Source organism: Pseudomonas sp. MF08875 (assembly GCF_059862525.1).
On sequence record NZ_JCBCUW010000038.1, the window covers coordinates 49,694 to 60,375 of the forward strand.

Sequence of the window (10,682 nt, forward strand, 5' to 3'; positions counted from 1 at the left end):
CATGTGGGAGCGAACTCCCGCTCCCACAGGTTTGAATCTCAATCGTCGCTGATGGTGATGTTCGGCATCGCCGGCGATGCGGCTTCCTGCAGCACAATCCGCGCACCAACCTGGCGGGCCAGTTCCTGGTAGACCATGGCGATCTGGCTGTCCGGCTCGGCAATCACCGTCGGCTTGCCCGCATCGGCCTGCTCGCGGATCAGCATCGACAGCGGCAACGACGCCAACAGCTCAACGCCAAACTGCGTGGCCAGTTTCTCGCCACCACCCTCACCGAACAGATGCTCGGCGTGCCCGCAATTGGAGCAGATGTGCACGGCCATGTTTTCCACCACGCCCAGTACCGGGATGTGGACCTTGCGGAACATTTCCACGCCTTTGCGCGCATCCAGCAGCGCCAGGTCCTGGGGGGTGGTGACGATCACCGCACCGGCCACCGGGACTTTCTGCGCCAGGGTCAGTTGGATATCGCCGGTGCCTGGCGGCATGTCGATCACCAGGTAGTCCAGGTCGCCCCAGGCGGTTTGCGTCACCAGTTGCAGCAACGCGCCGGAAACCATCGGCCCGCGCCACACCATGGGCGTGTTCTCATCGGTCAGGAAGGCCATGGACATCACTTCGACACCATGGGCCTCAATCGGCACAAACCACTTCTGGTCCTTGATTTTCGGGCGGGTGCCTTCGGCAATGCCGAACATGATGCCCTGGCTCGGGCCGTAAATATCGGCATCGAGAATGCCCACCCGGGCGCCCTCGCGGGCCAGGGCCAGCGCCAGGTTGGCGGCGGTGGTGGACTTGCCCACGCCGCCCTTGCCGGAGGCCACGGCCACCACGTTCTTCACGTTGGCCAGGCCCGGGATCTGCGCCTGCGCCTTGTGCGCGGCGATCACGCTGTTGACTTCGACCCGCGCCGTCAGCACGCCCTCGAGTTGTTCGATGGCCAACTGCAGCAACTGCGCCCAGCCACTCTTGAACAGGCCGGCGGCGTAGCCGATTTCGAGCTTGACGCTGACCCGGTCCCCCTCGATCTCGATGCTGCGTACACACCCGGCGCTGACCGGGTCCTGGTTCAGATAGGGGTCGGTGTATTGGCGAAGGACGGCTTCCACCGCTGCGCGATTGACGGCGCTCATGGGTTACTCCGATAGCGGGACAGGGAAAATCAGGTGGCTATCCTACCCGTTTAAGCGCCATGGCGGACATGCCCGGGCGCCGCACCCGCCACGCAACGCCGCAGACAGGGTGAAAAAACTGCGCCGGCGCTTTATAGTGGCCGACCTCCGTTTCATCAAGTAGCCGAGCCCCATGTCCGAGCCACGCAAGATCCTCGTCACCAGCGCCCTGCCCTATGCCAATGGTTCCATCCACCTTGGCCACATGCTTGAGTACATCCAGACCGACATGTGGGTGCGCTTCCAGAAGCAACGCGGCAATCAATGCATCTACGTCTGCGCAGACGACGCCCACGGCTCGGCCATCATGTTGCGCGCGGAAAAAGAAGGCATCACCCCGGAACAACTGATCGCCAACGTGCAAGCCGAGCACAGCGGCGACTTCGCCGACTTCCTGGTGGACTTCGACAATTTCCACTCCACTCACGCCGAAGAAAACCGTGAGCTGTCGAGCCAGATCTACCTCAAGCTGCGTGATGCCGGGCACATTGCCACGCGCTCGATCACCCAGTATTTCGACCCGGAAAAGAAAATGTTCCTGGCCGACCGCTTCATCAAGGGCACCTGCCCCAAATGCGGCACCGAAGACCAGTACGGCGACAACTGCGAAAAATGCGGCGCCACTTACGCGCCCACTGACCTCAAGGACCCGAAATCGGCGATTTCCGGCGCCACCCCGGTGCTCAGGGACTCCCAGCATTTCTTCTTCAAGCTGCCGGACTTCCAGGACATGCTGCAAGCCTGGACCCGCAGCGGCACCCTGCAGGAAGCCGTGGCCAACAAGCTCGCTGAGTGGCTCGACGCCGGCCTGCAGCAGTGGGACATCTCCCGCGATGCGCCGTACTTCGGTTTCGAGATCCCGGATGAGCCAGGCAAATACTTCTACGTGTGGCTGGACGCGCCCATCGGCTACATGGCCAGCTTCAAGAACCTCTGCGCACGCCGCCCGGAGCTGGAGTTCGACGCGTTCTGGGGCAAGGACTCCACCGCCGAGCTGTATCACTTCATCGGCAAGGACATCGTCAACTTCCACGCGCTGTTCTGGCCCGCCATGCTCGAAGGCGCCGGCTACCGCAAGCCGACCGCAATCAACGTGCACGGCTACCTGACCGTCAACGGCCAGAAGATGTCCAAGTCCCGCGGCACCTTCATCAAGGCCCGAACCTACCTTGACCACCTCGCGCCGGAATACTTGCGCTACTACTACGCCTCCAAGCTGGGCCGTGGTGTGGACGACCTGGACCTGAACCTCGAAGACTTCGTGCAGAAGGTCAACTCCGACCTGGTGGGCAAGGTCGTCAACATCGCCAGCCGTTGCGCAGGTTTTATCCACAAGGGCAATGCCGGCGTGCTGGTGGCAGGCAATGCCGCGCCGGAACTGACCGAAGCCTTTCTTAGCGCTGCGCCAAGCATTGCCGAGGCCTATGAAGCCCGCGACTTTGCCCGCGCCATGCGCGAAACCATGGCCCTGGCCGACCGCGCCAACGCCTGGATCGCCGACAAAGCGCCGTGGTCGCTGAACAAACAGGAAGGCAAGCAGGATGAAGTCCAGGCCATCTGCGCGCTGGGCATCAACCTGTTCCGCCAACTGGTGATCTTCCTCAAACCTGTGCTGCCGCTGCTGGCCGCCGACGCCGAGGCGTTCCTCAACGTGCCGCCGCTGACCTGGGACGACCACACCACCTTGCTGAGCAACCATCAGCTCAACGAGTTCAAGCCGTTGATGACCCGCATCGACCCGGTAAAGGTTCAGGCGATGACCGATGCGTCCAAAGAAGACCTGGTCGCCAGCCAGACCGACACCGGCGCTGCCCCACAAGGCAACGGCGAACTGGCCAAGGACCCGCTGTCTGCCGAGATCGACTTCGACGCCTTTGCCGCCGTTGACCTGCGCGTGGCCCTGATCCTCAAGGCCGAAGCCGTGGAAGGCGCCGACAAACTGCTGCGCCTGACCCTGGACATCGGTGACGAGCAACGCAATGTGTTCTCGGGCATCAAGAGCGCTTACCCAGACCCGGCCAAGCTCGAAGGGCGCCTGACCATGATGATCGCCAACCTCAAGCCGCGCAAAATGCGCTTCGGCGTCTCTGAAGGCATGGTGATGGCTGCCGGCCCTGGCGGCGAAGAAATCTACCTGCTCAGCCCTGATAGCGGCGCCAAGCCAGGCCAGCGCATCAAGTAACGCACCGCGCAGGCCCGATCCCACGACCACTTGCCGGTGGCCGTGGGATTTTCTTATCTGGCCGGCCCTGCCCGCTTGCCCTAGGCTTGAGGCAATCCGCTCGCCCAACCCGGCACCACCATGACCGACCTCCTGTTCACGCTTGCCAGCGCTGCCCTGATTAACAACCTCATCCTGCATTGGCCGCTGGGCAGCGACACGCTGCTGGCCGACGCCGATCGCCTGCGCATCCATGCCCTAGGCCTGGCCACCACTTGCCTGATGCTGAGCAACGCCCTGCTCGGGCACCTGCTGTATGAATGGCTGCTGCACCGCCTGGGCCTGACCGGGTTGCGCCTGTTTGTCTTGCTGGCGTTGGCCGTCGGCCTGATCGGCCCGGTACTGAAGCTGCTGGCGCGGGTGTTACCACGGCTACCGCTTGCCGGGCTCTGGCCGCTGTTGCTGGGCAATGCGGCGATACTGGGCGCAGGTTTGCTGAGCAGCCAGGCAGAGCGCGGGCTCGGCGCAACACTGGCGCTGGGCCTAGGTGGCGGCTTGGGCTTTTGGCTGGTATTAAGCCTGTTCGATGATTTACGCCAGCGCACCCGCGACAACGATATCGCCCTGCCCTTTCGTGGCCTGCCGATCGAGCTGATTAGCGCCGGATTGATCGGCGTGGCGTTTCTCGGTTTTACCGGACTGTTCAACCCATGAGCCTGATTCAACGTATCGACGCCCTACTGCCGCAAACCCAATGCGGCAAATGCGGCCACCCCGGGTGCAAGCCCTACGCCGAAGGCATCGCCAAGGGCGAGGCCATCAACCGGTGCCCGCCGGGCGGCGCCGAAACCATCGCCGCCCTCGCCGAACTGCTCAAGGTGCCAGTACTGCAACTGGACCCGGAGCGTGGCAGCGCCCCGGCCCAGGTAGCGTACATCCGCGAGGCCGAGTGTATCGGTTGCACCAAGTGCATCCAGGCCTGCCCGGTGGACGCGATTGTCGGCGCCGCCAAGCTGATGCACACGGTCATCATCGACGAGTGCACCGGGTGCGACCTGTGCGTGGCGCCTTGCCCGGTGGACTGCATCGACCTGCTGCCGCTGCCCTTGACCACCGTAGTACCCATCGTCGGCGGGCTGGCCCACAGCCCGCAAGAGCAACAGGCCCGTAGCGCCAAGCGCAACCACGCACGCCGCCGCTTTGAACAACGCAACGCCCGTTTGCGCCGTGATGAAGAACGCAAGCAAACCCGCGCCAAAGGTCCCGCCATCACGGCCGAAACGCCTGACAACCCGATACACGCCGCGATTGAACGAGTGCTCGCGCAAAAAGCCGTGGCCGCCGACGCCGCGTTGAAAAAAGCCAAGATCGACCTGGCCATGAGCCGCGCACAGTTGCACAAAACCCTGAAAGCCTTCGGCCACCCACCAACCTTCGAGCAACAGACCCAACTGAGGCTGCTGGCCCAACAATTCGAAGCCGCCGAACTGGCCCTGGCCCACATACAACCGGCCACGCCCGCCGCCCCTGCACCGCGGGACGTCGAACTGAAAAAAGCCAAGATCCAATTGGCCACCCGCCGTGCCGAACTGAAAAAAGCCCAGGCCGACGGCGCACCCGCCGAGCGCCTGCAAGCGTTACGGGAAACTCTGGGCCAGGCCGAACACGCCCTGCACCAAGCCGAAGACCAGAATGACCGCCCCGCGCCGCAGTTGCAGCGCACCGAAAAACGCCCCATCGACAGCCACCTGCGCCAGTTGAAAACCGAACTGGCCTACGCCCGCGCCGCCCTGAACAAACTGCAACGCCAACCCGCCGTCTCTGCCGAGCAACTGGCCCAGGCCCAAGCGCGATTGACCCAAGCAGAACGCCAGGTGCAAGACCATGTTGCCCCGTGAAGCGGCTGACCCGCGCCTGCAGCACGCCATGAAGCGAGTGCTACTGGCGACCATCCCTGGGCTCACGGTGCTGCTGTGGCTGTACGGCTGGGGGCTGGCGATCAACCTACTGCTGGCCGCATCCACCGCCGTGGCGGTCGAAGCGCTAGTCCTGCGCCTACGGCGACGGGCAGTCATGCCTGCGCTGAGCGATGGCAGTGCCCTGGTCAGCGCCGCCCTGCTGGCAATCGCCCTACCGGCCTTCTGCCCGTGGTGGCTGACGGTCAGCGCCACCGCTTGCGCCTTATTGTTTGGCAAGCATCTGTACGGCGGCGTCGGCCAAAACCCGTTCAACCCGGCCATGTTGGGCTATGCCCTGGTGCTGGTGTGCTTCCCCCATGCCAGGACGCAGTGGCCCGGGCTCGCCAGCGTGAGCTTACCGGTAGCAATGCAACAGGTGTTCGGCATCGATTTCGGTGCGCCGCTGGCCGATGCCTGGAGCCAGGCCACAGTGCTGGACAGCCTGCGTATCAACAACAGCCTGACGGTGGATGAATTGTTCGCCAGCAACCCGGCGTTCGGCCATTGGGGCGGCAAAGGCAGCGAATGGGCCAACCTTGGATTCCTGGCCGGTGGCGCGTTTTTGCTGCAACAACGGATCATCACCTGGCATGCGCCGGTGGGCCTGCTGGCAGGTTTGTTCGTCATGGGCCTGCTGTTCTGGAACGGCACAGGCTCGGACTCCAACGGCTCGCCGCTGTTTCATTGGCTCAGCGGCGCCACTGTGCTGGGCGCGTTTTTTATCGTCACCGAGCCAGTGTCGGGGCCGCGCACGGCCAAGGCGCGGCTATGTTTCGGCGCAGGCGTCGGCATCCTCACCTACGTGATCCGCACCTGGGGCGGCTATCCCGATGGCCTGGCCTTCGCCGTGCTGCTGATGAACCTGGGCGTACCGGCTCTGGACCGGCTCTTTCCCGCCCCGGCGAGTGCCCCATGAGCCGCGCCCGGGGCGTACTGGTTCTATTGCTGCTGGCGGGCTCGGGCATCGCGGCCACTGCGTGGCTGCAACGATTCGCCACCCCACTGATCGCCACCCAGCAAAAAGCCCTGCAAAGCCAGAAAATACTTTCGCTCCTGCTCCCAGGCAGCTACGACAATCAGCCCCTCGACCAACCGCTGGCACTGGCCGAACCGCAACTGGCCACCAGTCGGCTGCTGGCCGGGTATCGAGCGACCCGGGCCGCACGACCCAGCGCGATCCTTTTGCACAGCCAGGTCCAGGGTTACGGCGGCCCGATCCAGCTGCTGATCGCCATCGCCGCGAACGGCAAATTGCTGGCCATCAAACCCCTGGCCCACAACGAGAGCCCAGGGCTTGGCGCGCAGATTGCGCTGACGCCCAACCCCTGGCTGGCGAGCTTCGCCGGCAAATCCCTTGGCAACCCGGCCGAGCCGGCCTGGGCCCTGAAGAAAGACAACGGCCAGTTCGACCAATTGGCCGGCGCCACCCTCACCTCCCGGGCCACCGTCAGCGCCGTGCATGACGCATTGCGCTACTTCGACGAGCACAGAGCCCAACTGCTTGGCGAGGGCGCCCATGACTAACGCCGTGACGCTGCGCAACAGCCTGCTCCTGGCGCCACTGCTAGGCGTTACTGGCAGCCTGGTCAATGCCCTCAGCTGGGGGCTGATGCTGCTGACAGTCGTCGTGGCCTATGCCGTAGCAATGAGAGGGCTACGCCCACGCTTGACAGAAAGCCTGCGCCTGCCCGCCAGCGTCGTTCTCGCAGCCACTTTCACCGGTTGTGCCGACTTGGCCTTGCAACTGCACAGTTTGCCTCTACATCACAGCCTGGGGTTTTACCCTGGGTTGATCGGGTTGCAATGCGTGGTGTTGGAGATGAACGGTTTCTTCATCCACGATACCTTGCGCCATAGGCTGCGCCTGTTGGGGCTGTCCGCCTGCTTGCTACTCCTCCTGGGCGCGGTGCGCGAACTGCTCGGCAGCGGCTCGCTGGGCAATCACTGGGGGTGGCTTGCTGGATCGATCGACGACTGCGGGGCGCCGTGGATCTGGGTAACGGCCGCCAGCCCCCATCTACTTGCGCTCACGCCCGGCAGTTTCATCCTACTGGGGCTGCTCATCGCGGCCAGACAAGCCTGGGCCCGGCGCGCGCGCCCTGACCGTCTAGACAAGGAATCCGACTACCCATGAATGCCGCAAAACGCCTGGAAATTTTCCGTCGATTCCACGAAGACAATCCGCAACCCAAAACCGAACTGGCCTACTCATCAGCGTTTGAGTTGCTAATTGCGGTAATCCTGTCTGCCCAATCCACCGATGTGGGCGTCAACAAAGCCACTGCCAAGCTGTTCCCGGTGGCCAACACCCCAGCCGCTATTCATGCCCTGGGGATCGAAGGGCTGTCGCACTACATCAAGACCATCGGCCTCTACAACAGCAAGGCCAAGAACGTCATCGAAACCTGCCGGTTGCTGGTCGAGCACCATGGCGGGGAAGTGCCGCAAACCCGTGAAGAGCTGGAGGCGCTCCCCGGCGTCGGCCGCAAGACCGCGAATGTAGTGCTCAACACCGCATTTCGCCAGTTGACCATGGCCGTCGATACCCACATCTTCCGCGTCAGCAACCGCACCGGCCTGGCGCCGGGCAAGAACGTGGTGGAAGTGGAAAAACAACTGATGAAATTCGTGCCCAAACAGTACCTGCTGGACTCGCACCATTGGCTGATCCTGCACGGGCGCTACGTGTGCCAGGCACGCAAGCCCCGCTGTGGTAGTTGCCGAATCGAAGACCTGTGCGAATACAAGGAAAAAAACTCGGACGATTGAGCTGCCATAGAGTTAGCTTATCAATCGATTGAAAAAATCTTTTTTACCCGCCAGCGGATTGTCGCTATAAGGGGCGCCAACGGCAGCCCAAGCTTGGAGTTAACCGATGAGCGCTGGTAAAGAACAACCCGACATAGACGACGACTTCACCGCCACCGAAGTAGAAGATGCCGAACCCGTGGTAGAGGTCGCCAAGACCAACCTCAGCAAGCGCCGCACCATCGACAATCTTCTCGAAGAACGGCGTCTACAAAGGCAACTTGCGGATTACGACTTTGATCTCTAAACCTTAAAAGCCTCCCAAAGTGGAGGCTTTTTGTTAACTGCGCAGCACCTTCAGCACCGTCTTCGTTTCAACCCCAACGTCCCGCCGCCACTCCCCCCTGGCGCACAACTGTCAGTGCCTGAGCAGTCACTTCAAGCCGATAACACGAACCCTACCGAACAACCGGTGCAGGTCGCGCGCTCTTACCTGGCCTCAAACCAGACCATTACGTTGCGCCAACTCAATCAGATCAACCAGGGAACGAGCATTGAGCTTGAGCAACAAGCGGGTTTTGTAAGTGCTAACGGTCTTGTTGCTGAGGAACATCCCGTCGGCGATTTCCTTGTTGGTTTTCCCACGGGCCAGTTGTTGCAACACCATCATTTCTCGCCCCGACAAGCGATCGACCATATCGGCCTCACTGGCATTGCCAAGGCTCGAACGCACCGTGTGCAAGGCCTGGTTGGGGAAATAGCTATAGCCGGAAAGCACGGCCTTAATGGCGCTGAGCAGCTCCGTCAAGTCCTGCTGCTTGCAGACATAGCCCGCGGCTCCGGCCTGCATGCACCGCATGGAGAAATGTCCGGGAGCCTGGGAGGTGAGTACCAACACCTTGAAAGGCATTGCAGTGGAGGTAAGTCGCGCAATAACTTCCAAGCCATCGAGCTTGGGTATGCCGATATCCAGGATAACAATATCGGGCATATGCTCGCGGGCAAGTTGCAATGCATCAACGCCATTATCCGTTTCCGCAATGACTTCATAGCCATGGCGCTCCATCAGCATGCGTACAGCAAGACGTATGACGGGATGATCATCCACGATCAGCACTTTATTCATGGGCAAGTCCAATTTTCGCTGTTCGAATTTTTAGAGTCAGCACAATAGCCTAGTCATTTACCCCTTGGGATGGCCTACCCCCCGGCCACTAACAGCCAGAGACCTTCCCTACAAGCATCACGGATTTGGACTACAAAAAAACATTAAAAATGGTGTGTCTTTAAATTAAATCGCGGGTATTCGAGCCTGTGTTACACGCTACTTTGTATCAGTTAGAGTCAAGCACCGGTCGTGAATCAGTCCGATCACAACACCCGCCAAATCACTTTTTGTTCCAGAGTATTAACAAAGTCGGCATAGTCATAAAAAATTCATATTTTCTGTACCGACAGAAAAACAGAGTAACAATTCAGCCCACCCATACAAAATAAAACTCAACAAGTCTTACATTTAAATAAAATCATCAACAAACTGGGAGTTACCAAAAGCCACGAGAGCACCTTCAAGGAAATAGACTACACAGCTTTCAGACTTCAGATCCGCGAAATTACATTTAACAGCCAAACCTTTCTCCCTTCAGCCATCAAAAAAACTTCTCCCTGATTGGAACACGTCTAGAATCATCTATAAGGAACCATAAGTAACTCATCTGCCGAAAATATAATCATTCCACAAAACATCTCACCCACCACATCATAAAGACGTCCCAACCAACCACTAGAAGCCTCTATATAAAAGTGAAAGAAAATGACCACACCACCAAAGAAAAGCACCACTCCCATGACGATCATCGCGATCTTCGCTACCCTCTCGGAAACGTCGGCGGCCGTATCGCTTCCTTTCCTTGATTTCCAGGAACGCCAGGTTTATGTCTGGTTCCTGATTATCTTTCCGTTTTTTCTGATTTTGTTGTTCTTTGCCACCCTAAACTTCAACTACAAGTCACTTTATGCGCCGTCCGACTTTGAGAAAGGCAAACACTTTATAAAAATCATCGATGAGAAGCTAAAGCAAGAAAATTTAGCTAACAGCTCCACCGCCAACTTGCCGGATGAAGGAATGCCATCAAACTACCATAATTCGAACTTTTACCTTCCTGAAAGGCTGCGTAAACAGCCCCCACAGCATCCTGAGGTTCATTACCACAAGGATCATTACTCGTCAGGCAATGCCCAGGACCCACCTGCGCATGTGAATCTGTTCGCCGGCCATGGCGTACAGCACATCCTGAACTTTCCTCGACTTTTATACGACCTGCACATTGTCGATACACGTTGGATTAGTACAAAAAAAGAAGCAGACGAATTGATGCACAAAGTTGAACAGAAAATCCAGAAATCATCCGGCACAGGTTACTTGATTGTATTTTTGACCAATCAGAAATCCGCAAAACTTATGACCCAGAGCGATTGGAGCACAGCAAACGAAGAGAAGCACAAACGATACCCCTACCTGAATTCAACACATAAGTGCAACGCTCACCCCTGTATGCACTTCGTACGGCGTCTTCCAGCCCAAGCGCTTGCGCGGGCGTAGATTGATCCTCGCTACTGTCCGATTGACGGCTTCGACGGTCA

At 59.8% G+C, this 10,682-nt stretch carries 11 protein-coding genes and 2 pseudogenes; 9 read left to right on the plus strand and 4 right to left on the minus strand.

Annotation, left to right across the window (positions count from 1 at the left end):
* Window positions 1-38 precede the first annotated feature (38 nt).
* Window positions 39-1,133, minus strand: a complete 1,095-nt coding sequence (gene apbC, locus AC19YT_RS20455; protein ID WP_095106479.1) for an iron-sulfur cluster carrier protein ApbC — start codon at window positions 1,131-1,133, stop codon at window positions 39-41.
* A 172-nt stretch (window positions 1,134-1,305) separates the two neighbouring features.
* Between apbC and metG the strand changes: the two genes are divergently transcribed.
* From metG to AC19YT_RS20495, 8 genes are all read left to right on the plus strand, one after another.
* On the plus strand, window positions 1,306-3,354 hold the full coding sequence (gene metG, locus AC19YT_RS20460; protein ID WP_095106477.1) for a methionine--tRNA ligase: 2,049 nt from the start codon (window positions 1,306-1,308) through the stop codon (window positions 3,352-3,354).
* A gap of 120 nt (window positions 3,355-3,474) precedes the next feature.
* On the plus strand, window positions 3,475-4,047 hold the full coding sequence (locus tag AC19YT_RS20465; protein ID WP_500610899.1) for an Rnf-Nqr domain containing protein: 573 nt from the start codon (window positions 3,475-3,477) through the stop codon (window positions 4,045-4,047).
* On the plus strand, window positions 4,044-5,231 hold the full coding sequence (gene rsxB / locus AC19YT_RS20470) for an electron transport complex subunit RsxB (RefSeq protein ID WP_500610900.1): 1,188 nt from the start codon (window positions 4,044-4,046) through the stop codon (window positions 5,229-5,231). Before AC19YT_RS20465 ends, rsxB begins: the two co-directional genes overlap by 4 nt.
* On the plus strand, window positions 5,218-6,207 hold the full coding sequence (locus tag AC19YT_RS20475; RefSeq protein ID WP_500610901.1) for an RnfABCDGE type electron transport complex subunit D: 990 nt from the start codon (window positions 5,218-5,220) through the stop codon (window positions 6,205-6,207). Before rsxB ends, AC19YT_RS20475 begins: the two co-directional genes overlap by 14 nt.
* A complete protein-coding gene (locus tag AC19YT_RS20480; protein ID WP_500610902.1) occupies window positions 6,204-6,815 on the plus strand; it encodes an RnfABCDGE type electron transport complex subunit G in 612 nt (203 codons plus the stop codon). Before AC19YT_RS20475 ends, AC19YT_RS20480 begins: the two co-directional genes overlap by 4 nt.
* On the plus strand, window positions 6,808-7,425 hold the full coding sequence (locus AC19YT_RS20485; RefSeq protein ID WP_500610903.1) for an Rnf-Nqr domain containing protein: 618 nt from the start codon (window positions 6,808-6,810) through the stop codon (window positions 7,423-7,425). The genes AC19YT_RS20480 and AC19YT_RS20485 overlap by 8 nt, the downstream gene beginning before the upstream one ends.
* Window positions 7,422-8,060 carry an endonuclease III gene (gene nth / locus AC19YT_RS20490; protein WP_095106465.1) on the plus strand — a complete coding sequence of 213 codons (639 nt, stop codon included), beginning with the start codon at window positions 7,422-7,424 and terminating at the stop codon, window positions 8,058-8,060. The genes AC19YT_RS20485 and nth overlap by 4 nt, the downstream gene beginning before the upstream one ends.
* A 106-nt stretch (window positions 8,061-8,166) precedes the next feature.
* The gene (locus AC19YT_RS20495; protein WP_095106462.1) at window positions 8,167-8,346 is read left to right on the plus strand and encodes a PA3496 family putative envelope integrity protein; all 180 of its coding nucleotides are present in this window, start codon (window positions 8,167-8,169) and stop codon (window positions 8,344-8,346) included.
* 192 nt (window positions 8,347-8,538) lie between these two features.
* On the opposite strand, the gene AC19YT_RS20500 is transcribed toward AC19YT_RS20495, so the two are convergent.
* Window positions 8,539-9,165 carry a response regulator transcription factor gene (locus tag AC19YT_RS20500; protein ID WP_095106459.1) on the minus strand — a complete coding sequence of 209 codons (627 nt, stop codon included), beginning with the start codon at window positions 9,163-9,165 and terminating at the stop codon, window positions 8,539-8,541.
* A 560-nt stretch (window positions 9,166-9,725) separates the two neighbouring features.
* Window positions 9,726-9,896: a hypothetical protein gene (locus AC19YT_RS20505; RefSeq protein ID WP_500610904.1), complete on the minus strand. Its 171-nt coding sequence runs from the start codon at window positions 9,894-9,896 to the stop codon at window positions 9,726-9,728.
* Here AC19YT_RS20505 and AC19YT_RS20510 point away from each other — a divergent pair.
* Window positions 9,886-10,107: pseudogene (locus tag AC19YT_RS20510) on the plus strand (hypothetical protein); the annotation flags it as partial. The gene AC19YT_RS20505 and the pseudogene AC19YT_RS20510 sit on opposite strands and share 11 nt — an antisense overlap.
* A 456-nt stretch (window positions 10,108-10,563) precedes the next feature.
* On the opposite strand, the pseudogene AC19YT_RS20515 reads toward AC19YT_RS20510, so the two are convergent.
* A pseudogene (locus tag AC19YT_RS20515) lies at window positions 10,564-10,682 on the minus strand (IS30 family transposase); the annotation flags it as partial.

What these genes read in the sequence shown, in the direction of transcription:
- apbC (WP_095106479.1), bottom strand. Translation starts at nt 1,133, where the DNA reads ATGAGCGCCGTCAATCGCGCAGCGGTGGAAGCCGTCCTTCGCCAATAC.
- metG (WP_095106477.1), top strand. Translation starts at nt 1,306, where the DNA reads ATGTCCGAGCCACGCAAGATCCTCGTCACCAGCGCCCTGCCCTATGCC.
- AC19YT_RS20465 (WP_500610899.1), top strand. Translation starts at nt 3,475, where the DNA reads ATGACCGACCTCCTGTTCACGCTTGCCAGCGCTGCCCTGATTAACAAC.
- rsxB (WP_500610900.1), top strand. Translation starts at nt 4,044, where the DNA reads ATGAGCCTGATTCAACGTATCGACGCCCTACTGCCGCAAACCCAATGC.
- AC19YT_RS20475 (WP_500610901.1), top strand. Translation starts at nt 5,218, where the DNA reads ATGTTGCCCCGTGAAGCGGCTGACCCGCGCCTGCAGCACGCCATGAAG.
- AC19YT_RS20480 (WP_500610902.1), top strand. Translation starts at nt 6,204, where the DNA reads ATGAGCCGCGCCCGGGGCGTACTGGTTCTATTGCTGCTGGCGGGCTCG.
- AC19YT_RS20485 (WP_500610903.1), top strand. Translation starts at nt 6,808, where the DNA reads ATGACTAACGCCGTGACGCTGCGCAACAGCCTGCTCCTGGCGCCACTG.
- nth (WP_095106465.1), top strand. Translation starts at nt 7,422, where the DNA reads ATGAATGCCGCAAAACGCCTGGAAATTTTCCGTCGATTCCACGAAGAC.
- AC19YT_RS20495 (WP_095106462.1), top strand. Translation starts at nt 8,167, where the DNA reads ATGAGCGCTGGTAAAGAACAACCCGACATAGACGACGACTTCACCGCC.
- AC19YT_RS20500 (WP_095106459.1), bottom strand. Translation starts at nt 9,165, where the DNA reads ATGAATAAAGTGCTGATCGTGGATGATCATCCCGTCATACGTCTTGCT.
- AC19YT_RS20505 (WP_500610904.1), bottom strand. Translation starts at nt 9,896, where the DNA reads ATGATCGTCATGGGAGTGGTGCTTTTCTTTGGTGGTGTGGTCATTTTC.